This window comes from Heyndrickxia sp. FW510-T9 (assembly GCF_058781025.1).
Map to the genome: position 1 here is coordinate 142,682 of NZ_JBYSWK010000003.1, position 25,189 is coordinate 167,870.

General features: G+C 32.7%; 25 protein-coding genes, 3 pseudogenes and 1 riboswitch. Of the genes and pseudogenes, 19 read left to right on the forward strand and 9 right to left on the reverse strand.

The genetic code is table 11. The annotated features are described in order from the left end of the window. Positions 1-294 precede the first annotated feature (294 nt). From AC3WJF_RS03030 to AC3WJF_RS03040, 3 genes are all read left to right on the forward strand, one after another. Positions 295-954, forward strand: coding sequence for a TetR/AcrR family transcriptional regulator (locus AC3WJF_RS03030; RefSeq protein ID WP_492449622.1), 660 nt, complete (start codon positions 295-297; stop codon positions 952-954). Then, on the forward strand, positions 932-1,606 hold the full coding sequence (locus tag AC3WJF_RS03035) for an MBL fold metallo-hydrolase (protein WP_492449623.1): 675 nt from the start codon (positions 932-934) through the stop codon (positions 1,604-1,606). Before AC3WJF_RS03030 ends, AC3WJF_RS03035 begins: the two co-directional genes overlap by 23 nt. A gap of 175 nt (positions 1,607-1,781) precedes the next feature. Then, positions 1,782-2,114: a YrdB family protein gene (locus AC3WJF_RS03040; protein ID WP_492449624.1), complete on the forward strand. Its 333-nt coding sequence runs from the start codon at positions 1,782-1,784 to the stop codon at positions 2,112-2,114. A 162-nt stretch (positions 2,115-2,276) separates the two neighbouring features. Here AC3WJF_RS03040 and AC3WJF_RS03045 read toward each other — a convergent pair whose 3' ends face one another. Both AC3WJF_RS03045 and AC3WJF_RS03050 read right to left on the reverse strand, forming a co-directional pair. Continuing rightward, complete coding sequence (locus tag AC3WJF_RS03045) at positions 2,277-3,212, reverse strand: sigma-70 family RNA polymerase sigma factor (protein ID WP_492449625.1); 936 nt, start codon at positions 3,210-3,212, stop codon at positions 2,277-2,279. Between the two features lie 323 nt (positions 3,213-3,535). Then, positions 3,536-4,186, reverse strand: coding sequence for an FMN-dependent NADH-azoreductase (locus AC3WJF_RS03050; protein WP_492449626.1), 651 nt, complete (start codon positions 4,184-4,186; stop codon positions 3,536-3,538). A 514-nt stretch (positions 4,187-4,700) separates the two neighbouring features. Between AC3WJF_RS03050 and AC3WJF_RS03055 the strand changes: the two genes are divergently transcribed. From AC3WJF_RS03055 to AC3WJF_RS03090, 8 genes and pseudogenes are all read left to right on the forward strand, one after another. Continuing rightward, the gene (locus tag AC3WJF_RS03055; protein ID WP_492449627.1) at positions 4,701-5,222 is read left to right on the forward strand and encodes a YfiT family bacillithiol transferase; all 522 of its coding nucleotides are present in this window, start codon (positions 4,701-4,703) and stop codon (positions 5,220-5,222) included. A gap of 198 nt (positions 5,223-5,420) precedes the next feature. Further along, positions 5,421-5,540: pseudogene (locus tag AC3WJF_RS03060) on the forward strand (IS1595 family transposase); the annotation flags it as partial. Positions 5,541-5,968: 428 nt separating this feature from the next. Next, positions 5,969-6,481, forward strand: a complete 513-nt coding sequence (locus AC3WJF_RS03065) for a GNAT family N-acetyltransferase (protein WP_492449628.1) — start codon at positions 5,969-5,971, stop codon at positions 6,479-6,481. A gap of 774 nt (positions 6,482-7,255) precedes the next feature. Further along, positions 7,256-8,788, forward strand: a complete 1,533-nt coding sequence (locus AC3WJF_RS03070) for a glycosyltransferase family 2 protein (protein WP_492449629.1) — start codon at positions 7,256-7,258, stop codon at positions 8,786-8,788. A gap of 416 nt (positions 8,789-9,204) precedes the next feature. Then, entirely contained in the window at positions 9,205-10,002 is a 798-nt protein-coding gene (locus AC3WJF_RS03075; protein WP_492449630.1) for a phosphotransferase enzyme family protein, read from the forward strand. 64 nt (positions 10,003-10,066) lie between these two features. Next, positions 10,067-10,759, forward strand: coding sequence for an aspartate/glutamate racemase family protein (locus AC3WJF_RS03080; RefSeq protein WP_492449631.1), 693 nt, complete (start codon positions 10,067-10,069; stop codon positions 10,757-10,759). Positions 10,760-10,822: 63 nt separating this feature from the next. Beyond that, positions 10,823-11,020, forward strand: a pseudogene (locus AC3WJF_RS03085) (GyrI-like domain-containing protein); the annotation flags it as partial. 18 nt (positions 11,021-11,038) lie between these two features. Continuing rightward, complete coding sequence (locus AC3WJF_RS03090; RefSeq protein WP_492449632.1) at positions 11,039-11,611, forward strand: GNAT family N-acetyltransferase; 573 nt, start codon at positions 11,039-11,041, stop codon at positions 11,609-11,611. Positions 11,612-11,715: 104 nt separating this feature from the next. Here the strand turns inward: AC3WJF_RS03090 and AC3WJF_RS03095 are convergent, their stop codons facing one another. Both AC3WJF_RS03095 and AC3WJF_RS03100 read right to left on the reverse strand, forming a co-directional pair. Then, positions 11,716-13,032: a nucleobase:cation symporter-2 family protein gene (locus AC3WJF_RS03095; protein WP_492449633.1), complete on the reverse strand. Its 1,317-nt coding sequence runs from the start codon at positions 13,030-13,032 to the stop codon at positions 11,716-11,718. Positions 13,033-13,048: 16 nt separating this feature from the next. Then, positions 13,049-13,624 (reverse strand): xanthine phosphoribosyltransferase, encoded by a 576-nt coding sequence (locus AC3WJF_RS03100; RefSeq protein ID WP_492449634.1) that lies wholly within the window; start codon positions 13,622-13,624, stop codon positions 13,049-13,051. Positions 13,625-13,702: 78 nt separating this feature from the next. Then, positions 13,703-13,804, reverse strand: a riboswitch (purine riboswitch). Between the two features lie 197 nt (positions 13,805-14,001). Between AC3WJF_RS03100 and AC3WJF_RS03105 the strand changes: the two genes are divergently transcribed. Then, positions 14,002-14,919, forward strand: a complete 918-nt coding sequence (locus AC3WJF_RS03105) for an MBL fold metallo-hydrolase (protein WP_492449635.1) — start codon at positions 14,002-14,004, stop codon at positions 14,917-14,919. Between the two features lie 150 nt (positions 14,920-15,069). On the opposite strand, the gene AC3WJF_RS03110 is transcribed toward AC3WJF_RS03105, so the two are convergent. Then, a complete protein-coding gene (locus AC3WJF_RS03110) occupies positions 15,070-15,441 on the reverse strand; it encodes a VOC family protein (RefSeq protein ID WP_492449636.1) in 372 nt (123 codons plus the stop codon). 107 nt (positions 15,442-15,548) lie between these two features. Further along, positions 15,549-15,978, reverse strand: a pseudogene (locus tag AC3WJF_RS03115) (IS1595 family transposase); the annotation flags it as partial. A 118-nt stretch (positions 15,979-16,096) separates the two neighbouring features. Between AC3WJF_RS03115 and AC3WJF_RS03120 the strand changes: the two are divergent. Further along, a complete protein-coding gene (locus AC3WJF_RS03120) occupies positions 16,097-17,365 on the forward strand; it encodes a serine hydrolase (protein WP_492449637.1) in 1,269 nt (422 codons plus the stop codon). Positions 17,366-17,472: 107 nt separating this feature from the next. Here AC3WJF_RS03120 and AC3WJF_RS03125 read toward each other — a convergent pair whose 3' ends face one another. After that, positions 17,473-17,667 carry a hypothetical protein gene (locus tag AC3WJF_RS03125; protein ID WP_492449638.1) on the reverse strand — a complete coding sequence of 65 codons (195 nt, stop codon included), beginning with the start codon at positions 17,665-17,667 and terminating at the stop codon, positions 17,473-17,475. Between the two features lie 96 nt (positions 17,668-17,763). Here AC3WJF_RS03125 and AC3WJF_RS03130 point away from each other — a divergent pair, with 96 nt between their 5' ends. From AC3WJF_RS03130 to AC3WJF_RS03155, 6 genes are all read left to right on the forward strand, one after another. Then, on the forward strand, positions 17,764-18,639 hold the full coding sequence (locus tag AC3WJF_RS03130; RefSeq protein WP_492449639.1) for a hypothetical protein: 876 nt from the start codon (positions 17,764-17,766) through the stop codon (positions 18,637-18,639). Between the two features lie 185 nt (positions 18,640-18,824). Further along, positions 18,825-19,544, forward strand: a complete 720-nt coding sequence (locus AC3WJF_RS03135) for a YebC/PmpR family DNA-binding transcriptional regulator (RefSeq protein ID WP_492449640.1) — start codon at positions 18,825-18,827, stop codon at positions 19,542-19,544. 296 nt (positions 19,545-19,840) lie between these two features. Then, positions 19,841-20,512: a tyrosine-type recombinase/integrase gene (locus AC3WJF_RS03140; RefSeq protein ID WP_492449641.1), complete on the forward strand. Its 672-nt coding sequence runs from the start codon at positions 19,841-19,843 to the stop codon at positions 20,510-20,512. Positions 20,513-20,702: 190 nt separating this feature from the next. Continuing rightward, complete coding sequence (locus tag AC3WJF_RS03145; protein WP_492449642.1) at positions 20,703-20,873, forward strand: anti-repressor SinI family protein; 171 nt, start codon at positions 20,703-20,705, stop codon at positions 20,871-20,873. Between the two features lie 64 nt (positions 20,874-20,937). Beyond that, positions 20,938-21,117, forward strand: coding sequence for a hypothetical protein (locus tag AC3WJF_RS03150; RefSeq protein WP_492449643.1), 180 nt, complete (start codon positions 20,938-20,940; stop codon positions 21,115-21,117). Between the two features lie 909 nt (positions 21,118-22,026). After that, complete coding sequence (locus AC3WJF_RS03155) at positions 22,027-22,992, forward strand: CobW family GTP-binding protein (RefSeq protein ID WP_492449644.1); 966 nt, start codon at positions 22,027-22,029, stop codon at positions 22,990-22,992. Between the two features lie 202 nt (positions 22,993-23,194). Here AC3WJF_RS03155 and AC3WJF_RS03160 read toward each other — a convergent pair whose 3' ends face one another. Beyond that, on the reverse strand, positions 23,195-24,031 hold the full coding sequence (locus AC3WJF_RS03160) for a TIGR03943 family putative permease subunit (protein ID WP_492449645.1): 837 nt from the start codon (positions 24,029-24,031) through the stop codon (positions 23,195-23,197). Positions 24,032-24,035: 4 nt separating this feature from the next. Next, a complete protein-coding gene (locus AC3WJF_RS03165; protein ID WP_492449646.1) occupies positions 24,036-25,049 on the reverse strand; it encodes a permease in 1,014 nt (337 codons plus the stop codon). Positions 25,050-25,189: the final 140 nt, after the last annotated feature.

Below are 25,189 nucleotides of genomic sequence, written 5' to 3' on the forward strand. Positions count from 1 at the left end.
AAATGGTTAGCTCAAATCATTCCCAGCGAAAAATATGGATCTTGGGTACTTGGTGCATTTTTGTTCCTCTATTCAGTTTATGTTGCCATTAAAGGGTTTAAAAATAAAACAGATTCTAATGTGTAGTCCATCTAAAAAAGGTGGACTACTTTTTCTAGCTTTATACTTTGTTCCTGTTACTTATTCAGAAAATAAAGGCAAAAGATTATTGACACAAAACTAACCATCGGTTATATTATAACCAATGGTTAGTAACCAATGGTTATAATGAATAAAAAAAGATAGCGAGGAATAATGATGGCTAGTAAACAGGAACAAAGGTCTGAAGAAACAAAGACAAGTATATTAAATGCAGCTAGTAAACTGTTTGCAAAAAGGGGCTATGATTCTGTGACGATGCGAGAACTTGCAAAAGAAGCAGGTTGTTCCCATACCACCATATATATTTATTTTAAGGATAAAGAAGCTTTATTGCACAAGCTTTCCATGCCTGTTTTGCAGGACTTAAAAGAGAAATTGGAGAGATTCTCGTCAGAAACGGCATTAACTTCTGAAGAAAAATTAAAGGAGATTAGTAGAGAATATATCCGTTTCTGTCTTGTAAATCGGAGTATGTATACCATTTTTATTTCAGCAAAATCGGCCAGAGTGGATGTGGAGGAACCAGATACAGAAATTAACAAGTTGCGGCTGGATATATTTAAGATCATCAGCCGATCGATTCGAAATTGTCTATCCATTAATGAAGGGGAGCAGTTATTAGCGTTTTCGCGTATTTTCTTCTTTAACATACAAGGTATTGTTGCGACATACTCTTACCCACATGAAACAATTGAGGTATTAATGAGTCGGCTAACATCTACATTTGATCAGGCAGTGGAGGTCCTTCTTTTAGGATTCAATGAAAAATTAAAACAAAAGGGTGATAAAAATGAAAATGGAACAAATTTCTGAGCATATTTGGAGTTTGAAAACATGGATGATTATTCCTATTCATGTCTGGCTAGTCGCAGATGAAAAGGGAGTGACACTTGTAGATGCAGGGATAAATTCGATGGCAAAAGGAATCTTAAAATATATCGAAGAGATTCAAATGGGGCCGCTTCAAAGCATCGTGTTAACTCACGGTCATTCCGATCATGTTGGGTCATTACAAACGATTTTAAAAGAAAAAAATGTCCCAGTATATGCTCACCAAATTGAATTTCCCTATATGGAAGGAGATCTTCCATATCCAAGAAGAAAAAAAGCTGCTCAGTCTGTAAGAAAACATTTAGCAACTGCTTTACCGACAGATGAAAGTGGGAATCTTCAAATCATTGCGGGCTTACAACCGTACCATACTCCCGGGCATTCACCAGGTCATGTTGCTTACTATCATGAGGAGGATAAAGTTTTATTAGCTGGTGATCTATTTACGTCAAAAAATGGTCAACTCAAAAAGCCAATGGCCATGTTCACTGCTGATATGAAGGAAGCTGTAAACAGTAGTCGGATTATACAGCAATTGCAGCCAAAACGGCTAGAAGTTTGTCATGGAAATTCAGTCTTTGAGCCTGCTAATCAATTAGATAATTATCTTCTTGAAATGAATAAAACTATTTAAGTAGATAGATAGATAGATTTTTAACTTAAGTGTTTTAAATAGCACTGTGAGTTGATGATTCCTTGGAGGTGACTTTTACGACTGGAACTAGCGTTAGAAAAAGGAAACGTCGACTCACATTGATGCAAATTACTCTGTTTAGGTTTTTTAATAAACAAAGGGGAAGGTTTTATAAATGTTTCAATATTTATTAATGGCAATCGTATTTCTTATAGAAATAGTGGCTTTAATCGCATATAGTTATTGGGGATTTCATGCAGGTAAGGGGATAGTGATGAAGATAGTCCTTGGAATCGGGACTCCACTTATTGTTGCCTTCTTTTGGGGACTATTTCTCGCACCAAAGGCAACGTTACCTGTTAGCACTCCGCTCCTAATTATACTTAAAATGATTGTTTTTGGTTTAGCATCAGCAGGTGTATATGCTACTGGTAAGCATTTTTTAGCTGGAGTTTTTCTAGTTATAGCAATTATTGTATTAATTCTTGATAATGTTTTTTTATCATGAAAAACTCATGAGTTACTCCACATCAATGGTATAAAAAAATGTTGGTCAACTTTTTTCGTCTAGGCATTTCAAGCAGATCGACCAACATTCTATTTTTTTGGGATAAAATTCACTAATCGTTTTTATTTGGAAAACCATCAATTAGAAAACAGATAAATTAATTTATAGTTCCCAGTTTAAAAAAGGCTCTTTTTTTAGTTGTGGAACTAAGCCAAGCTCTCTAGACGCGGCAATAATAAATTCTTTTCTGAAGAAGTAGCTTCGGTGATGGACAATTTCCCCATTTTCTACTTCTTGATACTGAATATCATGAACGACCGGACCATCAGTTGTTTCTGCAAGAACAATAATTACAGGCTTACCCCATAAAATATACTCTTTCGCCTTATGACCAGGCAGACCATATTGCAGCGAACCTTTCCTAATTTCTTCTTTCGTCACTTCGATAAAGCCTAATGAAGCTTCATAATGTGCTTGGTCACTAATAAGCTCAAGTATTCCTTCCATATCACCTTGATTAAAAGCTTTTAAATATGCTTGAATTACTTCATTTTTATTATAGTCGGTTTTTTTATTTGATTTCGAAAATGTCGGTTTGTTCTTTAATTTGTTTCGCATTCTCCTTATTGTTGCATAAACTGCACCCGGAGTTGTTTTTACCATGCCGGCAACTTCATCCGCTTGAAATTGAAATACCTCCATTAGTAAAAACACAGCTGTCTGTCTTGGAGTAAAAAGATGATAAAGCTCCTCAAGAGCATCTTCTATATCCAGATTGTCTGCAAATGATTCTGCTGGCACATTTTCCTCTAGTAATGTACCAATAAATCGTTTCTCCCTTCGGCAATGATCGATCCAAGTGTTCGTTGCGATACGATATAAATATGATTTGAGATTCGTAGGATGCCATCTTTGATATAGTCCACCTAAAACCTTCAACATTGTTTCTTGATAGAGATCTTCACCATCCCACGGAGAGCCCGTTAGATAGCGGCAATAGTTCCATAAACCTTGACCAAATTCAGAAATAACACCATCAAACTTTTGCTGAAGGTCTTTTGCTGGTTCATATAGATTACTTGTTATTTGCTCTGTCATAAAATTAACCCCTTTTATAAAAGATTCAATTGTATAACGAATATAGGTATCATAATTATACTAAGAATTCTTAACTTTTTATAAAAATCCCTGCAAATTTTATCAACAGAAAAATCTCGTTATTCAATATGAATAGCAGAGACGGTTTTTGAAGTGTAAAAAGGGGAAAATAGAAATAACTTGAGAAATTAACATAAATGATATAATGCTTATTTAATGAAATTATAAAAAACCTCCCTATGCATTTTTGTTAAGGCGAAGGGAGGCTTTAGTGTTGCTGTTATAAGATTTTTTAATCGACCAAAGATATTAATCTGGCTAAATTACATTCCTACTTTTACAGCTTGTGAAGATAAATTATGTGCAGCTTCAGCTACTTTTTCAAGACCTTGTGCAATAATTTCTTTTGCATTGCCTGGCATTTGATTGTGTCCTTCGATAATTACTTCCTCGATAATTTCCATTCCGAACACTTCGCCAAATACTGTGCGCATATAGTTAACGGACATTTCCATTGGCGCAGCCTCTGGGCTTGAATACACACCACCGCGTGCATTTAATAAGACGATTTTTTTGTCTGTCATTAAACGTTGCATTTGTCCATTTTGATCATATTTGAATGTGAAGCCAGAAGCATATACGTAATCAATAAATGTTTGAAGTGCAGCAGGAATCGTTAAGTTCCATAGCGGGAAAGCAAATACGATTACATCTGCATCTGAAAATGCATCCATTGCTTTTCGTTTTGAAGCTAAAATACGTTTCTCGATATCTGCTAATTCTTCACCTGTTTGCATTTTACCAAAAGCATTAAATAAGTCTTGTCCTAAATAAGGCATATCTTCTTGGAAGACATCAAATGTAGCTACTTTTAAATCATCATGTTCTTTTGTAGCATTAATAAATGTTTCATACATGCGTGTAGAAATTCCATCTGGGCGGTTATTTGCTTTTACTACTAAAACATTTTTCATTCTATTTTTCCCCTATTCTTCTGATGTAATTGATCATATGATTATCATTATATTGATTATGGACGATATGACACGTACCATATGGTTAACAATTAAATAGAACCATTACTTCAAAATAGTTGTTATTCATATGATGTAGCTAAACAACATAGCTTGCTAAATAAACATATGCTGTATAATTAATGTAAAGGTTTTTTTGTATAATTTCAATCAATGAGCTCTTATAATAGTTGTCTAAACAACATAATGGCTAATTTGTTTAAAAACTTCATGTTTGTAGGGAAAAGATGTAATCAATATGAATTGATCCACGTATTACGCGAACACGAAAATTTATTATGGAAGCTTTTGCAGAATTATTAAGAGAAAAAGATATAGAGGATATTACCATAAAAGATAAAATGGAAGAATATTTTTAAAATGTTTTATTTTTAGAGGAATTAAGCAGCATGTAAAGAAATATTTAATAGTTGAATAATAAAATGAAGAATCATGCTTAAGAGGGGGAATAAAGATGGATAAGAAATATCCAATCGGGAAATTTCAGGTGAATGGTGAGATAACAGAAAGTGTTATACATGGTTGGATTAAGGATATTGAAGCTTTACCAGCATTATTAAGTGAAGCTGTAAGCAATTTAAACAATGAACAGCTAGATACACCTTATAGAGAGGGAGGTTGGACTATTCGTCAAGTAGTTCATCATATTGCGGACAGTCATATGAATGCCTACATCCGTATTAAGCTGGCTTTAACAGAAGAAAATCCTACGATTAAACTTTATGATGAAGCAAAATGGGCTGAGCTTTCTGATTGTTCACTACCTGTAGAGGGGTCACTACATTTAATTAATGGTTTACATCAACGTTGGGTGTATTTATTACGTAGCCTGAATTCAAATGATTTGGCAAAAACATTTCATCATCCAGACTTAGGAAAACTTTCTGTTGCAATAAATATAGGCATTTATGCATGGCATGGAAAACATCATTTGGCACATATTACGAACTTATGTAAAGATAACGACTGGAAATAAATGAGGTTATTATGTAATGGAATATTGATAATTCGCATCTGAAATGGAGGTGGATGGTACTGTAGCATTATCTAGCTGCTAGTACAATCATTATAGCTCTGTTAAAGGTAAATGTTGATATTTAATACCTCTCCAAATTCTTAATATTATAAAAGTTCGATAGATTAAAGAGGCTGTATCACATCTAAAATGTAAATGGTCGATAGTCGTAGTAACGAAAGCACTAAACAGCATATAAAAGAATTTCTGTTAACATCATTTATTTTTGAAATGGAGGAGACATATTATAGTTTATGTCTGACCACATTTAATATTTAGGGGTGTATGTTATCGTAAAAGGATTAATTTTCTTTCTTATTTTGTTTTCTTCATACTTTCTACTTCCTGATAGTTTGATTGGTAGTTTTTCTTCACAATTGGGAATGGAGCCTCAACACCTGAAACACAAGGTATTGACATTAATTACTATTGCATTTCTTGTTTGGCTTGTAGTTTCAACTGTATTATTAACTTTGAAATCGTTTGTGGGACATAACAAAAATAGATAAAAACCAAAATCGGGAAATTCTAATAAAAATAAAACATTATATAAAATTTCGTCCATGGATAATCCTTTTGGAAGAGTGGTTACAGAATTGAGTTTTAAAGTATTATAGTTTTGACTTAGATAAACTAGTTTTTGATTTAGAATAAATAACTTTTTTAAGTAAATGTATTAAATTTTCGTTCATTAACAGGAGGGAAAGATGAACTATAGTTTACTTCAAGAATATAATATAAAACTTGCAGGTGATTCAGAAACGGATCAAGTAATCACATTGTTAAAAGATGTTGCTCAATGGTTAAAAAATAAACAAGCTGATCAATGGCAATATTTATTAGCAGGCGGAGATAATGAAGAAATCAGTGAAGCTATTTCGAATAAATATACTTACATTATATTAGCCGATACTGAATTGATAGGGACTTTTACTCTTTCTCCAGTACAAAGTGACTGGGATAAACATATTTTTGGGGTGGACGATAATCATATTTCCTTATATTTACATAGACTAGCTGTTTTACCTAAATATATTGGTAAGGGGATTGGAAAGAATATTTTGCAATGGATACAAGCAAATAACTCATCAGAAAAGATATATTTAAAATTAGATTGTGTTGCTCATAATGCAAGATTAAACCAATTTTATAAAGAAAGTGGATTTGAATATATTGGGGAAGAGGATGGTCACAGTAAATATCAAAAGAAGCTAAAATAAATTTCCATATATATTTCTTTCACCTTTCTCAAATTTCAAATGGAACGGGAGAACGATGTTAACGATTGATTCGTTAAATATGAAAATTAATTTTTACCTAGCATCCTATTATTTTGGATGCTTTTTTTATAGGCTATTTTCGTATAGAATGTTGCTATTTTGATCACAATTACCTACATTAGTTTCGTTAGCTTGCATTAGGGAAAGATTTAGCATTGAACAAATGCTCATTTCAGCGTATCAAAAATCTAATTACTTAGCAGTAGAAACAATTAGAAGTGCATAAAAATGACCTCTATTTATGAGGTCAAATAGCGTTGGATTTTTTGGGATCTTTTATGAACTTAAAAATCAAATGCGACAATATAAATGATACTCCTACCAATATTGGAATTACTACAAAAATCCCTAAAAGGTCTGTTTTATAATTCCAAGGCACAAATTTTTCCCATATTATTTGTACAACTTTCCACAAGATAAAGAAAATAAATGCCGTAAACGAAAAATATATGACTTTTTCTAAAAAACTTTTCAATATTTATTTACCTACTTCCATAATAGACTATTTTTTCTGCTTTTAAGAAAAATATCCTATATTATATATTATCAGATATTTCTGTTTAAATATATTAAAACTTTTTAAAAAACTTTACGAAAACAGCCTTTTAATAAAACATTAATTCTTATATAGATGAATCTGTATATTTTTTCTACTGTTTGTTTAAAACTACAAATAGTTTGATTTATATATGAAGAAAGACGATGTGACCATTTATGATTAATCGGCATCTGCAAATGAACGAAAGGCAAAAGATCCCAAGACAAAATTATAAAATTATTAATGAACCATCTTTAAAAAAAGATAGCAATCCTCCTAAAGTGACGGTAATTACCCCAGTATATAATGCGGAAACATATTTAAGAAGAACACTTGATTCGGTAATTAACCAAACATTAGGGATAGAAAATATGGAATACATACTTGTCGATGATTGCTCAAGAGATGGATCCAAAGATATTTTATTAGAGTACGCTAGTAAGTTTCCTAATATAATAGTCGTTTTCTTACAACGAAACACAGGAACACCTGGCTATCCACGGAATATTGGAATTGGGTTGGCCAGTGCTAAATACATTACTTTTTTAGATGCAGATGATTGGCTGGAGCCGAGTGGACTTGAAAGCCTATACAAGATACTAGAAGAAACTGATGATGATTATGTAGTTGGAAAAACGATTCAGATTCAAGAGAAAGGTACAAAAATCGTGGGGGAGCACGAATCGTGTAAAGAGAGAAGAAGTGTGTCTCCATTTTCTATCCCGCATATGTTCCAACATTTAGGACCAAGAGCTAGAATGTGCAGAGCAGATCTTATTAAAAACAATCATCTATTATTTCCAGAAATGAAATTTGCAGAGGACAAGCAGTTTTTTATCGATGTTTTAACCCATTGCCATAGAGTCTCTACTACAAAAGCAACTATCTATTATTTAAATCGTTCAGGGAATAACAATCGATTAACGAATCAAACAAATATTATTCAAAAAACGAACAGTAATTTACAAGTTATTTATTATATCATTCAAAAAAAATTAGAAATTGAAAAGGAAAAAATGATTTTAAACCGATTATATGAATTTGATTGCATTTCTAGATTTTTCAACACACCGCACTTTCAAGGAACAAAGCTTAAGTGGATCTATTATTATAAATTTAGGCAAGTGGTAAAAACGACTAAATGGCTACATTATGATTTTTCGGATAATTTCTTTGAGCCTTTTCATAAAGTGGTGTACGAATTGTTTTGCAAAAGAAGATACAAGGATTTGGAGAAACTTTTCAAATGGAATAAAGAAGAAAAGGTGAAGAAAGTTGTTATAAAGGATAATTATCCGTATATCTTGGTTCCGTTTTTAGAAAATGAATTTAAGTACATAGGAACTCCTATGTATGCAGTTGCTCAAAAAGAAATTATTAAAGATGACATGTACTACCTTTATTTTAAAGTATATGGTTTATATATTTCATCGATTATGGATGTACTTATACGTGATACAAAGGATGCTCAAATTGAAACTGTGTTAGATGTAACGATTGATGAGGAAGGGAATGGGATATTAGCGATTAGTTTCAAATTCCTAAAACAATTGCCGCCTTCAATCTATTCCATTTTTTTGAGATACAATGATTATTTGAAAGTAAATATTCGAAAAAATGATAAAGACGAAATCAATTGCGGTTATCAGAATCGCGATTACATATTTTTTAATACGGTGTACGCAAATGTTGGATTAAAAATTAAGTAAAAATCTACTTTACTTGTGTTTCACTTTGAATATGGTGGTTTTTTAAACATGCATATTTATAAGAGATTATGAAAAGGTGTACTAAAGAGGTAGAATAATTGAAAAACTAAAATAATTCCCTTTATTTTTTTGGCGATTTATGGTAAAATTTAACTTCGAGATGTAAAGAAAGGGGAATCTATACTACATATGTGTGGAATATCTTGAAATGATTATTCAACTAGATAAAGACAGTTACGGTCCTTGATTCTTAAGGATGCGTTTATTTGTCTATCTAAAATCATTCAAGGGACACATGGTGTGGACAATTACATTCCCATTACCAAGCAGATACCTTTGTATATCTGCTTTTATTTATGGGCAAAAATACATCTCTATTGACACAATTATAGCGTCCCTAAATTGGGGGAATTTTAATGAAAATCCAGAACGAAAATGAACAAATGTTAACAGGAGGGAATGTCTCAACCGTATATCGTTCGGGTGATACCGTTCGACGAGATTTAAAGCCTGATAGTGTTAAAATTCACACATTGCTAAAGCACCTTGAAAGTAAAGGATTAAATAGTGTGCCAAAGTTTCTAGGTATTGATGAAAAAGGGAGAGAGATCTTATCCTTTATCGAAGGAGAAGCAGGTAATTATCCGCTAAAAAAATACATGTGGTCGGATGAGGCATTAAAAGAGATCGCAAAAATGCTTCGTCTCTATCATAATGCGGTGAGTGATTTTCCATTGGTAGAACCTTGGCAACCCATTGATAACACCCCCCAGCCATTTGAGGTGATCTGCCATAATGATTTTGCCATCTATAACATTATTTTTAATCACGAAAAACCAGTAGGTGTGATTGATTTTGATTTTGCTGCTCCTGGTACAAGACTTTGGGATATCGCCTATACCTTATACACTTGCGTTCCTTTAAGTAGACTTTATCATACGGAAGAAGGCGAAGCCATTTATTATGATTCGTTAAAGGATGCTGAGCGAATCAAACAAAGAGTAAAACTGTTTTTTGATTCCTATGGTATGGAAGGAATTGAAAAAGGTTTTTTAAAGATGGTTTTGTTACGAATAGAAGGATTATGTAAAACCATGCAAAGGAAAGCTAAAGAAGGCGATATGGCGTTTCAAAAAATGATTGACGAAGGACATTATGAACATTATCAAGAGGAACTTCGATTCATTCGCGAACACGGAAAAGAGTGGATTTAAGAGAATAATCTTGGCGAACTAACTGGGAGATTTAGCTTAACAAGCACAAAAAAGGGGGAACTTTATGAAAACTATTGGACTAATTGGTGGAATGAGTTGGGAGTCTTCGGTTGAATATTATCGATGCATAAATGAAGAGGTAAAAAACAGATTGGGCGGATTGCATTCTGCAAAATGTCTTTTATATAGCGTTGATTTTGCCGAGATTGAACGCTATCAAGCGGAAGGTAATTGGGAAAGTGCAGGTAAAATATTAGGAGAAGTTGCATCATCTTTAGAAAAAGCAGGTGCAGAATTTATAGTAGTTTGTACAAATACGATGCACAAAGTAATTGATTATATAGAAGCAAAAATAACTATTCCTGTTTTACACATAGCTGATGCTACTGCCAATCAAATACAAAAATCAAATATTTCAACGGTAGGATTATTGGGCACTAAGTACACTATGGAGCAAGATTTTTATAAATCCAGAATAGAATCTAACGGAATTAAAGTTATAATTCCAAATGATACTGAAAGAGATATGATTAATAAAGTTATATATGAAGAGTTATGTTTAGGTGAAATCATGCAATCATCAAGAGATTATTACAAGGAAGTTATCAAAAACTTAGTTGCAGATGGTGCTGAAGGAATCATATTAGGGTGTACGGAAATTGGATTATTAGTTAAACAAGAGGATTCAGAAATTCCTTTATTCAATACAACAGAAATACATGCAATTGAATCAGTTAATAAAGCATTAGAATATTAATTGGTTTAGACAACTTTCAATAACTATCATGAAATCTGATTAAAGCAACGAGGGCTTTTGTTTAAAAGTAAATATGCTGAATTCAAAGTCAACGGAACCACTGATTTAGTTCAAAACACCAGAAGATACATCTATGGCACCTTGTTACCGAATTCTAAATTTGAAAGAAGAGATGGACCAGATTTTGAAATAACGGATGTCTTAAATTCAACAATTCCGAATGAAATGAAAATGAAGATCTACATACCAATTGAGGACTAGCCTAAGGGGGAAAATAACATGAATATTGAAAAAGTTTTTGGGGATTTTCCAGTATTGGAATCTACGAATCTGATATTAAAAAAAATCGAAGAGGTACACTTACAAGAATTATATTCGATCTACGACAATGACAAAGTATTCGAATATTGCGGGATGATTCCTAGACATAACTTACAAACGGTAAGTAAGATGATTGGTCATTTTGATAAGGATTACCAAAATAAAAGAAGAGTCAAGTGGGGTATCTTTCAGAAGAATCAAAGTAATAAATTGGTTGGAGTTTTTGAATCTATGGACTTTAACCGAAAAGTGAACATGGTAACTATTGGTTACTTTTTGGCAGAAGATTATTGGGGTAAGGGCATTGCAACCGAATCCGTTCAAACGTTAGTAAAATTTTTATTTGAAGAAGTTAATATTAACAGAATTCAAGCAGAGGTCATGCCTGCAAACGAGATTTCAAAGAAAGTCCTCTTGAAAAACGGATTTATGAAAGAAGGATTGTTAAGACAAGCTTCTTTATGGTCAGACAAAGGAGTTGTTGATTTAGAAATATATAGCATACTTAAAGAGGAATACACGAATAATTAAATTTTTTAACCAGTTCTCTCTTGAACGGGGTTATATGTTGTGAATAATTTCCACGTTTGCCGCCAGGAACCAAAAAAGGTACACAATATGTGTACCTTAAAAGCTTAATTTGCTAACTGCGCATTTTCTTTATTCACTTTCTTTGTTTCATGTCCCTTCAATCCATTGAACAATAGGTTTAAAATAATCGCTACTATACTACCAGAAACGATTCCACTACCAAGAATTAAACGAATAAACTCAGGGAGTTTTGAAATGACATCAGGTGCAATCGAAACACCAACTCCAATCGAGATGGATGATGCAATGATAAACATATTTTCGATACGATTAAAGTCAACCTGGGCAAGCTGACGAATACCAGTTGCAATTACCATTCCAAACATCGGAATCATTGCGCCACCTAATACCGGATTAGGGATAATTGTTGTTAGTGCTGCAACTTTTGGTAAAAGTCCAAGACCCATAATAATGATGCAAGCAGAGAATACGACTTTACGTGATTTTACTCCTGTTAAAGCGACTAAACCAACATTTTGAGAATACGTTGTATATGGAAAAGCCTGAAACACTCCTCCAATAACCTGGGCAAGACCCTCAGCACGAAGTCCAAGTTTGATATCCTTTCCTTCGATTTTTTTCCCAACAGTGTCTCCTAAGGCGAAAAATACTCCAGTTGATTCAATCATACTTACGATGCCAATTACAACCATACTTAAAATTGCTGAAAAATGGAAGGTTGGAGCACCAAAACGGAAAGGGTGTACCATGTGGAACCAAGATGCTTTCCCAACAACAGAATAATCAACAAGCCCCATAAATGATGCAACCACTGTTCCTAAAACTAAAGAAAGAAGAACCGCAATCATTTTTAAATAGCCTTTGAAAAATCTATTCATAATAACGATGGCAACAAACGTAATAGACGCTAATAATAAATTTGTTCCGCTAGCATATCCTGGTGTATTTGCTTGGCCTGTGATATCACCCATAGCTGCGCCTATTAAAGATGCACCGATGATGGTAACAACAGAGCCTGTCACAACAGGAGGGAATAACATAATAATATAATCCATAAATTGCGCTAAAATAAAGACGATAACACCAGAAGCGATAATCGCTCCATAAATAGCAGTAATACCAGATTTATTCCCAATTGCAATCATTGGCTCAACTGCTTGAAAGGCACATCCTAATAAAATCGGTAGTTTTATTCCAAAATATTTACCGCCAATAACCTGAAGTAAGGATGCTACCCCACAGCAAAATAAATCGATGGAGATCAAATATGTTAATTGTTCTGCTGTCATCCCGATTTTTGGTCCGACTATTAAAGGAACAACAACTGCTCCAGCATACATAGCTAACACATGCTGAAATCCAAGAGCACCAAATTTCCAAACCCCAAATTTCTTCTTCACATCTCTCACCCCTATATTAGTCTTCGATAAATTCTACAGTAAGGTTGATAAGGCTTTTGATTCTTGCTAGTGAAAGAACGTCGAAACCTGCATCTCTTAGCTTTTGTCCACCTTCTTGAAAGGCTTTTTCAATCACAATTCCAATCCCGATAACTTCAGCACCAGCTTGTTTTACGATTGATGCCAGTCCAAGTGCCGCTTCTCCGTGAGCTAAAAAATCATCAATGATTAGTACTTTATCTGTTGGAGATATAAAGGACTTTCCAATATGAATTTCATTTTCAATTTGCTTTGTAAAAGAGAAAACTCTCTCTACCCAAACATCACCCTTCATGGTCATCGGCTTTTGTTTTTTTGCAAAAACCATTGGAACACCTAATTCCAAAGCGGTTGTTAGAGCGGGGGGGATTCCTGATGATTCAAGAGTCAATACTTTTGTGATATTTTTATTACTAAAATAGGAAGCAAATTCTTTTCCCATATCAAACGTTAATTGTGGGTCAATTTGATGGTTAAGAAAGGAATCAACTTTTAAAACACCATCCGAAATAACACGACCTTCTTTGAGAATTCTTTCTTTAAGACTTAGCATGCTGCACCTCCAGAAAAATAAAAGACCCCGTATGAAACTTTTACAAGTGAAAAGTTTCATACGGGGTCAAACAACCACGTCAAATAAACTTTCACCCGTAGTCAGCTCATTTACGGCGAGCCGGTAGAAACTTGCAGACCATATCTCTGCGATTATACGAGATGAATCATTCGTGTTTTTTGATTAGTATAAGGTAAAATTACTATTTTGAAAAGAGGTTTTTATTCAAAAGCGAATTATCTAGAAAAATCAGAATTAAATGTTAAGGAAAAATCAAACTGAAACAAGCTTTCTTTTTCATTGATTTCAAAGATATTTTCCTTAATACTTATAATTAGGAAGATCTGGAGTTTATCAGGTTGAGGAGGATACATAAAATGGCAAGAACTCGATATACAAACCCAAATGGTGATAAAAATATTAATTCCTTTAAGAGCATGATGCGGTGGCAGAAAGAACGCCGTAAAAAAGTAAAGGATTTATCATTTGTCGTACCACAGGAATTGGATAAAAAACATGTATATTTGGAGACAAATAGAGTGGACACAACCATTACTTGGATCGGGCATTCATCCTTCCTTATCCAAATACAAGGTTTGAATATAGTAACGGATATCGTTTGGGCAAGAAGAATGGGGTTTGATGTGAGATTATCTGATCCTGGCTTAACACCTGAGCAAATGCCCGAGATAGATGTTGTTTTGATATCACATAGTCATTATGATCATTTAGATATTCCTTCTTTGAGGAAGCTAAAAGGAAGTCCAATATTTTTAGTTCCAATTGGATTGAAAAAATTGTTTGAGAAGAAAAAATTTACGCCTGTAAATGAGTTTAGCTGGTGGGATAAGACAACGATAAAAGAAGTAACTTTTACATTTGTCCCTGCGAAGCACTGGTCAAAGAGAACATTGACAGATACAAATACTTCCCACTGGGGAGGTTGGGTGATAAAAGGAGAGGGGAAAACAATTTATTTCGCTGGGGATAGTGGTTATTTTGATGAGTTTAAAATTATCGGCGAAACATTTGCAATTGATTATGCTTTAATTCCGATTGGAGCATATGAACCAGAATGGTTTATGGCTCCTCAGCATATTAATCCTGAAGAAGCCGTTCAAGTTTTCTTGGATGTAAAGGCAAACTATTTTATCCCGATGCACTATGGTGCTTTTCGGTTGGCAGACGATACGCCAAAAGAAGCAATCGATCGAATGTGGAAGGAATGGGAAAGACAGGGTATAAATAAAAATTCGTTAATACAATTAAAATTAGGCGAAACAATAACGGATTAAATTAAAAAAAGTCTTCAATTAACACATTTAATTAGTGCCACTAAATAATGAAAAATAGACTACAATAGGGGAACGTTTGATTTGGACGTTCCCGTTCTTATTACGTTAAAGCACTGGTTAATGAAATAAGGTAATTTATTTATTATAATCTTACCAGTGTACTTGAAGTTTATTACCATTTGGGTCATAAAAGTGGAAAAAGGCATGACCATTATCTTCTTTTATATCCTCGACCTTAACTTGATTATCAATTAAGTGTTGATGAAATTTAGATAATTCTGGACTTGTAAAGCCAATGCTAAATTCTTGTTCATTATCAATTGTAAAATGTGCAAATGTTTCATCTTCAGTAGGAACTAAGATAAGTAAGAAAGGTCCTTCATTTACTTGTAAAATCGCAAGTTCCTCAGTAATATTTAATAACTGGAGCCCTAATACAACTCTATACCATTGTGCAGACAGTTCTAAATCTTTTACAGGAATTCTAATATAATGTACTTGATCAATAAATGATTTATTCATAGCCTTCTCTCCTTAATTTAATCTGGTATATCAAATAATTTCCTTTCGATATACCTTTTTCCTTCCGATTATTGAATTAACCTGCATGTTAAAGGAACAAAGAACTAGCGGTCCCTAGCTACAAGAACGCATACTTGGTCCTTGCTTATTCCACTAAACTCTGAACTCCCACCGCGTAACCTTAGTTTTCGTTCTTGGATATTCCGTTTTCCTTTCTCGGAATAGAGAAAATATGTTTCATCCATTTCTACCATTCGTTCAAATAGTTCAAAATCCATCTGCTTTAATGCAGTAAAAATTTTATGCCTCAAATAATAAGCGTCACATAATGAGCACCAATGAGTTTAGCTGATTTTCGAAGGGAATACACCTCAATCATACATTCGATAAACTGAAGCCACTTATTCGGCATATGTGTTCTGTGAAGAGAAGTGTTCGTCATATCTATGAATGTTTTACAGCACTCTTTGCAGGGTAACTTTGGCGTTCAATGGGATTGAATGTAGTTTTAACTAGGTATTTACCGAAACGAATGACTATATAACAGGGGAACATTTGAGGAATTCGAGTGTTCCTTTATTTTTTTATTATCTTGAATACTATCTTGAATGGGTATAAGATAAATCCACAAGAACTGAAAAATGGAGTCCTATATATGATGAAATATATCTTACCGATTAGTCTATTATTAACAAGTATAGTGCTTTATTTTACTATAAATAACGAAATACATACGAAGAAAAACGAGAATCTTGTTCTAAGAGATGGCAAGCCAGAGCTTGTAAGGGTAGATAGTAATAAATTATCACAAATTGATTCTATCATGAGAAAAGCAATTAGAGATGGTATAACACCAGGAGCAGTGGTATTAGTGACAAAGGATGGGAAAATTATCAAAAATACCGCCTATGGCTATGCAGAAAAGTTTGATAAAGGTAAAGTCCTTTCCCATCCAAGAAAGATGACTGTTAATACAATGTTTGATCTTGCTTCTATTACAAAGGTGATGGCTACCACGCAAGGAATCATGAAGCTAGTGGAAGAAGGAAGGATATCTGTAAACGATAAAGTGGTTAAATTTTTTCCTGGTTTCGGAAAGTTTCATAAAGCCGATATAACGATAGAAGATTTGTTAACTCATAGTTCAGGACTGCCTGATTGGGAGCCTGCCTACCTGTATGCTAGTAACTCAGAAGGGATATTGAATTATATAAACAACCTGAAATTGGCATACGAGACGGGATCGAAACGTGTCTACAGTGATTTTAATTTTATGTTGCTTGGGTATATCATTGAAAAGGTAACAAATGAACGATTAGATGCATATCTTGATTCTCAAGTTTATCAACCTCTTGGTTTAAAACGAACGATGTTTACACCGAATAAGAAGAATAGGAAAGATATAGCAGCAACTTCATGGGGAAATCCATATGAATATAAGGAGATTAACGATCTTGGACTTCAACCTAATCAGTTTTCAAAATGGAGATCCTATACTTTTGTAGGGGAAGTGGAGGATGGTAATAGCTATTATGGAAATGAAGGAATAGCTGGACATGCGGGTTTATTTTCCTCCGCAAAAGATTTAGCTGTCATGGGGCAAATGTTATTGAATGATGGGGAATATGGAAATACAAGAATATTTCAAGATAAAACGATTAATCAATTTACAGCTGAAGATCGTTTTGGACAAGGTTTAGGTTGGGAACGGAATCAGCCGTTTATGGGCTCTCTTCATTCAAAGGATGCATTCGGTCATAATGGTTCTACAGGTACACAATTAATTATAGATCCAACATATAACCTACAAATTATCATCTTAACGAATAAACAAAATAATGGGCTACCGAAAGACGGCACATACCCTAGTACAACCGCATTATCCAGCAATATAGCAGATACTGTATATCAAGCAATAAAATAATAGAAAAAGAACCTGTTTAAATTTCACAGGTTCTCTTTGAGGTTATAAAACATTCACAAATTATTCTTGTAAGGTGGACAAGTGTCTGTTTGTGGTGCCAGGCACCATTAACTTATTGTGGAGATCCGATAGTTTTCTTTTGTTCCTGTTACCATTTGGCCACAAATCGGGCATTGTGCTTGAAGACCTTTGAAAGCGTTTATATCAAATGCATTTAAATTTCCAAATGAAAAAGGTGATTTAAACCATGTTTTGCAATTTCGATTTGTACAGCAAAGCTCTAAAACCTTACCAGCCATCATTTCGATTTCCCCCTTTACACATATATATTCAGATAGCTGATAAATAATAATCAGGATTGGTATTAGTTATAATAAAATGATATAGATATAAATTTAATGAAAAAGGTGTTAATATTGATAGATTTGCAGTCCATTTCAACCATATTGTTAAATCTTTTATTTGTTAGTTTGGTAGATATGCTTCATCTAATAGGAGGCATATTAGTGGTAGGTTTTTGCATAGGAATACTTGAACGGGTAACATATCGGTTTCTTGTAAGCGTATTTGGTAGCAAGGGAATACTTCTTACTGCTTGGATCGGTACACCAATACATGAATTAAGTCATGCGATTATGTGCTTTATCTTTCACCATCGAGTTAACAAAATAAAACTTCTCCAATTCAGCAGTCGAAATGGCATATTAGGGTATGTGGAGCACCAATATAACCCAAGGAGCTTATATCAAAGAGTAGGAAATTTTTTTATAGGTATCGCTCCCATCATAGGTGGAGCTTTCGCGATTTTTTTATGTTTGTATTTTACTATGCCAGATACTTATAAAGCTGTTTCTCGATTTATCCTACTAGAGGTAAAAGGAAATACAGTAAATAATCTATTTTCCATTTCTTTTTTAACCATTTTGCTATTTGTTAAAGATCTCTTTAATCTTCATCAATTTCTACAACCACAGTTTTGGCTATTCCTTATTTTGTCGATATGTATTTCTTCTAACATGGCATTGAGCAAAGCGGATATGAAAGGAGCTGCAAGTGGAATCATTGCATTGTTCTTGTTCTTTTTTATATTAATCAGTATTTCTGCATGTCTTCATATTCCCTCTATTCAAATTAACTTGCTTATTAATAGAATAAATATCTTAACGTTAACGATGTTAGTTGTGTCATTGATGTTTTCTTTATTTGCAGTTTTTCTAAGTTATCTAGTATTCGTCGTATATAGGTTTTTAGGAAATAGGGAAGAGGCTAGATGATAAGTGTCTTATAGTATTCATTTAATATGTACCATGATTTTTTATGAAGCATTTAGAGTATCGTTATTATTCCACAAGCTAAAGTTTTTGAGGTATAATGTAAATTGAACAAAAGCGACATAATAACCTAATTTTTCTAATTGATATTCATTTTAGATTTAAAGTAGAAAGAGAGTGTTCGAAACATGGGTCGTAAATGGAATAATATTAAAGAAAAGAAAGCATCAAAGGATGCAAATACTAGTAGAATTTATGCAAAATTCGGTCGTGAAATTTATGTTGTGGCAAAACAAGGCGAGCCAAACCCTGAATCAAACCAAGCGCTAAGATTTGTACTTGAACGCGCAAAAACATATAATGTACCAAAACACATTATCGACCGTGCTATTGAAAAAGCCAAGGGCGGTTCTGATGAGAACTATGATGAATTACGATATGAAGGCTTTGGGCCAAATGGATCCATGGTTATCGTCGATGCATTGACAAATAATGTGAACCGTACTGCTTCTGATGTAAGAGCTGCTTTTGGTAAAAATGGTGGTAACATGGGCGTGAGCGGTTCAGTAGCATACATGTTTGATTCAACAGCTGTTATTGGTCTAGAAGGCAAAACAGCAGACGATGCACTTGAAATTTTAATGGAAGCGGACGTAGACGTTCGTGACATCTTAGAAGAAGACGAGTCTGTGATCGTTTATGCAGAACCGGACCAATTCCATGCAGTACAAGAGGCATTCCAAAATGCAGGAATCACAGAATTTACCATTGCCGAGATTACGATGATGGCACAAAACGATATTACTCTTGAAGATGACGCAAGTGCTAAGTTCGAAAAATTAATTGATGCACTGGAAGATTTAGATGATGTTCAGCAAGTGTACCATAATGTGGATTTAGGAGAGTAAAACAAAAAGCAGGCTTTCTATAAGATTTTTCTCCAATATAATCTGCCGATAAATTAAACGAATATTGATATACATTCACAAGATTCATAATTATTATGATGACAAACATAAACTCACTTTTTGTATGAAAAATACTTACGAAGAGTGGGTTTTTTGTTTGTATTTAGAAGATGAGTACAAAGAGTTTTTATATGACTTGGAAAGTAAAAATTATTCACCTAGAACAATCAAAGGTTACAAAAACAATAATAAGGCATTACTAAATTAATTACAGAATGAATTTGAAGCAAAAAGGTTTGACTGAATTATACATAAATAGTGTCCATAAGTGTATGCGTTCCTTTTTCAAATTCATGGTGGAAGAAGGTTATATTGCTGAAAAAAGAAATCCAATTCTATCTGTAAAATTTATGAAAGAACCGAAAGTTATCATTAAGACGTGTACTGATGATGAAATTAAACGGATGATTAATGCCTTTCCCCAAAATACCTATCAGAATTGCCGGAATAGGCTAATCATAATCTTTTTTGTGGATTTGGGAATCAGAAACCTTGAACTTTGTTCTCTAACTCATTTAGATATCATGGATACTTTAATTAAAATATTTGAGAAAGGTAGTAAAGAAAGGTACTTGGACTGTAGTTGTCCATATTTTAAAAAATACCAAATTAAATACGAACGTATTAAACATGAATACTTCAAAGACAAAATGATGATTGATAATAATTACTTTTTGTCTCGAAACGGAAAAGCATTAACAGTAAATGCGATTGAAAAAATTGTTAAGGAAGCAGGGAAGATGGCAAAAGTAAGAGATTCGATTAGGTGTTCGCCTCACACCGTAAGGCATTGTTACGCTCAGAAGCAATTACGATTACGCTTAGATGTATACAGTTTGAGCAGGCTATTGGGACATGAATCTACTGTAATTACCACCAGATATTTACAATTTCTAATTTGGACGTAATAAGGTTAGTGATTTTATACATAAGACTGCGGAAGAATATGGTAAAGGATACCATAATATATGGAATAATATTTACGGAAAGAGCTGGAAGCATCTACATAATTAATATATAATCATAGGTTGTCATTCGTAGCAGTCTATCACATACATTGTTTTTGTTCAGAATTTGTTCACAGGAAAATAGTATGATTTGATTGGATACTTAAAAAAGGAGGTTTTTGACATATCGATTCAATATGATCAATTGTCTCAAGAATGGTATGAGCTTTTGATGGAAGCAAGAAATATTGGATTATCGATCGAAGAGATAAGAGAATTTTTGTTAAGTCATCAAGAACAAAATCATAAAAAATCAAATTAATATATATTCGCTCCTCAAATTGAGGAGTATTTTTTTATAAGAATGTCAAATGGGAGATGAATAGATGAATGATAGTACTCTGTTTGAAGAAACTAAACCTGTATATATAGTAATTAACCATGCATTCCGAAATATCAAGGAACATGGATTCTACGATTCTATTTTTACTGCTGAATATTTAGCGTTAGATACGTTCTATAAATTAATATATGAAGAAGCATTTGATAGATCCAAAAATGGATAATTTATCCTATATATTTCGACTCATGAAATAATCTTTAATAAAGCTTACAATAAGGTACAAGTATAGTTTTAACCCCCTTTTTATTACTGAACTTTCTACTTTACTCTTTGTGTCCAGTCATTGTGGCTGGATATTTTTTTTTAGAAATATTATGATAGACTTACATTAAGTTATTGCAAAAATCTATCAAAATATTATTATTAACATATTAATTTTCATACATAAAGCAAGTCAAATAAACGTTGAAATAAGAACAATTTTCGTTGAATTTTAGATGATGTACAGCAAGTGTATCAAAATGAGGATTTAGGAGAGTAAATATAAAAGATACCTCTGGATAATGTTTTTCAGTGGCATTTCTAGGAAAATTTTTACGAATAATAATATACATTCATCAAAAGCATAATTATTATTATGATAAACTTTCAACTCATATTTTGTAGGAATTATTCTAACAAAATGTGGGTTTTTTATTTGTTTTTATGAGCTATATAAAAAAGGAACTTCATAAAAGTTTTAGAATAAGTTGGTTGGCAAGGCTGTTCAATTATTCGACTCTTTATTAAATTGATTAAATACAATAGCCATCAGAATAAAAAATGCAACTGTTGTAATCAATGGTAGAATTATCATTTTAGCCCACCTTTATGTTGATAAGAGACTCTTTCAAGAAGGGGGTAGAGAAAGAGTCTCTGGGTAAATTGTGTCCTTGGTGATAATGATAATCGTTATCAATTGAAAAGTCAAGCAAATATAAGAGTAAATTTTGAAAATGTTTTTCTGAAATGAAAATATATTAATAAAAGAAAATAATATATCATAGCTTGATGATATTTACATAGACATATAATATAATATGTAAATCGTAATAATTTCGTTTAAAGATTAAACTTAGGAGGACATTTATTCATGAAAAAGATTGAAACCTATGTTTTAAATGGATTTTTGGGAAGTGGTAAAACTACTTTACTACTAAAAATGCTTCGTCATTTTAAAGAAGAAAATAAAAAAGTAGCGGTCATATTAAATGAATTAGGTGCAGTTAACGTTGAATCTCATATGTTTGAAGAGCAGTCCGTTATAGAACTTTTAAATGGTTGCATTTGCTGTACTATTCAAGATGATTTGTCTAATACACTTAAATTACTAGCTAATCAGCATGTTGATGAAAATATTGATGTATTGCTTTTAGAAGGAACAGGAGTAGCTCATCCGCGAGATATTACAGAAGTATTTTCTCGTGCGGAAATGCAAGAAGTATTTCAACTAAAATCTACTATCGGGGTTGTGGATGCCAGTCACTTTTTGGATTACTTAAGTATTTTCGCTAGTTCTAAAGAAATTAGAACATTATTAAAAGAACAAGTACAACATTCCACAGTCGTTCTATTGAACAAAATAGATCGAGTAAACGAAAAAGAAAAGGTAAAAATCCAAAAGAAAATTGATTCGATAAAAGAGGTAGGTGTACCAGTATACTTAACATCATTTAGTAACATAGACATAAAAAGATTAAGCAAAGCTGAGGAAATAACAGAAAAAATGAGTAATGAAAATCCTCATAATCATACTCATCACCATCATCATCATGATTCTTCACATGGAGACATCGTAACTATTAAACTAGATAATATTCCTATAGTAGAAAAAAGAATATTAACAAAATGGTTAAACAGTTTACCAAAAGATGTAATACGCGCAAAAGGACTAGTTAAATTAAAAGGTGAACCATATCTTACTCACGTTCAATATGCAGATAATGTAGCCCGTTACACAAGTTTAGGAAAAAATGACAATCGAAACCCTGTGTTTATTCTAATAGGTAAAGAGTTAAAAATGGAAATGTTTCATCCACTATCGAAAGTGCAGTTGTAATCGTTATTTATTGATCATTCATTCCTAATTGTCCACCTCTATAGTAATATTTGGTGGACAATTAGGAATGTAATTTAAATAAACTCAATATTTTTATGTTTAAATATTAAATTGCCATTCGGAACTTAATTCTAGGTATATTTATCAAGCATTACTTTTTAAAAATACGAAAGAATAAGCATTCGTAAACAAAAAATGGATATCATTTAAAATACACATAAGGACTGGCTAATTTAGGTATCACTTTAATTGTTTTAATTTTTAGAGATGGCACTGTATTACCTTGAAAAGAACCTTTCTCAATAATCCCATCAACTTTTACCCACTGGTTTTCACGTAGATTACTAACTTCTCCTTTGGATAATATACCCATAACATCAGCATCAGCAATACAACATGTAACGCCAAATCTTATTACAACAATTTCATTCTTCTTAATGCCATCCGGTTTAAATACAAATCCTACAAACTCTATTTCTTTCCCAATAAATTTATCGAGATTTTGCTCGATAGTGTTCATAGTAAAAATGTAATTATCATCATGTACAATAATCTTTTTGCTGGAGTATAGCTTCTTCTCCATCTTTGCATATTTATCATCAGATTCTTGAGTTTGATTAGGTTGCTTGGCAGCTCTTTGATTTTCTGCAGTTATTGTTTGCGTCTTTTCACCAAATCGTACCGTTCGATTTGCAGCAAAAGTACTATCTAGAGCAGTGTTTGTAAAAAACATCCCTGTTATAACAGGTACGATAAACATTGTATAGACGAGTACGGATTTCTTTCCAGAAGACGATACTCCATGATCACTACTACAATCACAATCAATTTCATCATCGTTTTTTCTATTCCTCAAGAATTGTCCAATTCCCATAATTAAAAATGCAAAAACAGAGAAATAAATTAAAGGTGCAAGCTTCGGTGAGATATAATATTTCAGATCACCTGTAATAAGTAGCTTTAAAAGCAAAATAGTGAAACCACTTAATAATAAGCCTCTTACATAAACATGATTTAATTTCTTGTTTTCTTGTTCCATTAATTTACCTCCAAACCACCAATTGAAGAACATATATAATACTTAGAACAACTATAGTTGTGACTATCATAAAAACAAGAACAAATTTTGCCTTAAAATAGCCAAAAAGCATAATGGTGTTTTTAAAATCAATCATCGGGCCAAACAGTAGAAAAGCCAAAATAGAGCCCTTTGAAAAAGAATGCATAAATGATGCAGCAACAAACGCATCTGCCTCAGAACATAATGATAATAAATAGGCAAATCCCATCATTACAGGGGGAGCAGTGAAATTATTTGCTCCAATGCTAAGAAGAATATTTCGATCAAAAAATGTTTGAAATAAACTTGCAATAAAAGCACCAAAGATTAAATATTTACCCATTTGAAAAAATTCATCACTTGCATGGTATATAACTGATTTAAAGCTTTTGGCTGAATTTACAGATTCCTTATTCTCAGCAGAAATAAGGTCTTCTTTCGTTATTTTTAATTGGTCTTTATTACGGAAAATTAAATAAATAATCAATCCTATAATAATAATAGTGATAAACGCTAGTCCAAATCTGTAATATGCCATTTGTATGTTCATTCGAAAAGCAAAGTATGTAGAGAAAAAAACGATAGGATTTAATATAGGTGCACCGACTAATAATACTAAACCTACATGTAATGCCATGCCCTTTTTTATTAGTCTTCGAACAACCGGTACAATTGCACATTCACACACTGGAAATATAATTCCAAATAAAGCTGCTGGAATCAACGCAAGAAAGGGGTTCTTTGGTATGAATTTTTGAAGTTTTTCCTCTGATACATATAGTTGAATAATAGAAGATACAAAAACTCCTAGTAAGACAAAAGGAATGGCTTCTAGTAATATACTTATAAAAATAGTATTTAAATTACTTAATGATTTCGGAACATGTAAGGTAAGGACGGAAGAATCACCTTTCATTAACAAAAGAATGATTAATCCAATGAGTAATAATCCAACTATATATCCTAGTAAATCTTCAAATATTTTAACAGTTTTCATAACTTAAATTCTCCTAATAAAAATCTTACATTAGTAATTATTAGCAACGTAATGATACCATATATTATTTTTTGTATTAAGGGTACCGGTTAGCATAATAAATAATTATAAAAGTGATATTTTCATATTTTCTTTAACAA

What these genes read in the sequence shown, in the direction of transcription:
- AC3WJF_RS03030 (WP_492449622.1), top strand. Translation starts at nt 295, where the DNA reads ATGATGGCTAGTAAACAGGAACAAAGGTCTGAAGAAACAAAGACAAGT.
- AC3WJF_RS03035 (WP_492449623.1), top strand. Translation starts at nt 932, where the DNA reads ATGAAAATGGAACAAATTTCTGAGCATATTTGGAGTTTGAAAACATGG.
- AC3WJF_RS03040 (WP_492449624.1), top strand. Translation starts at nt 1,782, where the DNA reads ATGTTTCAATATTTATTAATGGCAATCGTATTTCTTATAGAAATAGTG.
- AC3WJF_RS03045 (WP_492449625.1), bottom strand. Translation starts at nt 3,212, where the DNA reads ATGACAGAGCAAATAACAAGTAATCTATATGAACCAGCAAAAGACCTT.
- AC3WJF_RS03050 (WP_492449626.1), bottom strand. Translation starts at nt 4,186, where the DNA reads ATGAAAAATGTTTTAGTAGTAAAAGCAAATAACCGCCCAGATGGAATT.
- AC3WJF_RS03055 (WP_492449627.1), top strand. Translation starts at nt 4,701, where the DNA reads ATGGATAAGAAATATCCAATCGGGAAATTTCAGGTGAATGGTGAGATA.
- AC3WJF_RS03065 (WP_492449628.1), top strand. Translation starts at nt 5,969, where the DNA reads ATGAACTATAGTTTACTTCAAGAATATAATATAAAACTTGCAGGTGAT.
- AC3WJF_RS03070 (WP_492449629.1), top strand. Translation starts at nt 7,256, where the DNA reads ATGATTAATCGGCATCTGCAAATGAACGAAAGGCAAAAGATCCCAAGA.
- AC3WJF_RS03075 (WP_492449630.1), top strand. Translation starts at nt 9,205, where the DNA reads ATGAAAATCCAGAACGAAAATGAACAAATGTTAACAGGAGGGAATGTC.
- AC3WJF_RS03080 (WP_492449631.1), top strand. Translation starts at nt 10,067, where the DNA reads ATGAAAACTATTGGACTAATTGGTGGAATGAGTTGGGAGTCTTCGGTT.
- AC3WJF_RS03090 (WP_492449632.1), top strand. Translation starts at nt 11,039, where the DNA reads ATGAATATTGAAAAAGTTTTTGGGGATTTTCCAGTATTGGAATCTACG.
- AC3WJF_RS03100 (WP_492449634.1), bottom strand. Translation starts at nt 13,624, where the DNA reads ATGCTAAGTCTTAAAGAAAGAATTCTCAAAGAAGGTCGTGTTATTTCG.
- AC3WJF_RS03105 (WP_492449635.1), top strand. Translation starts at nt 14,002, where the DNA reads ATGGCAAGAACTCGATATACAAACCCAAATGGTGATAAAAATATTAAT.
- AC3WJF_RS03110 (WP_492449636.1), bottom strand. Translation starts at nt 15,441, where the DNA reads ATGAATAAATCATTTATTGATCAAGTACATTATATTAGAATTCCTGTA.
- AC3WJF_RS03120 (WP_492449637.1), top strand. Translation starts at nt 16,097, where the DNA reads ATGATGAAATATATCTTACCGATTAGTCTATTATTAACAAGTATAGTG.
- AC3WJF_RS03125 (WP_492449638.1), bottom strand. Translation starts at nt 17,667, where the DNA reads ATGATGGCTGGTAAGGTTTTAGAGCTTTGCTGTACAAATCGAAATTGC.
- AC3WJF_RS03130 (WP_492449639.1), top strand. Translation starts at nt 17,764, where the DNA reads ATGAAAAAGGTGTTAATATTGATAGATTTGCAGTCCATTTCAACCATA.
- AC3WJF_RS03135 (WP_492449640.1), top strand. Translation starts at nt 18,825, where the DNA reads ATGGGTCGTAAATGGAATAATATTAAAGAAAAGAAAGCATCAAAGGAT.
- AC3WJF_RS03150 (WP_492449643.1), top strand. Translation starts at nt 20,938, where the DNA reads ATGAATGATAGTACTCTGTTTGAAGAAACTAAACCTGTATATATAGTA.
- AC3WJF_RS03155 (WP_492449644.1), top strand. Translation starts at nt 22,027, where the DNA reads ATGAAAAAGATTGAAACCTATGTTTTAAATGGATTTTTGGGAAGTGGT.
- AC3WJF_RS03160 (WP_492449645.1), bottom strand. Translation starts at nt 24,031, where the DNA reads ATGGAACAAGAAAACAAGAAATTAAATCATGTTTATGTAAGAGGCTTA.
- AC3WJF_RS03165 (WP_492449646.1), bottom strand. Translation starts at nt 25,049, where the DNA reads ATGAAAACTGTTAAAATATTTGAAGATTTACTAGGATATATAGTTGGA.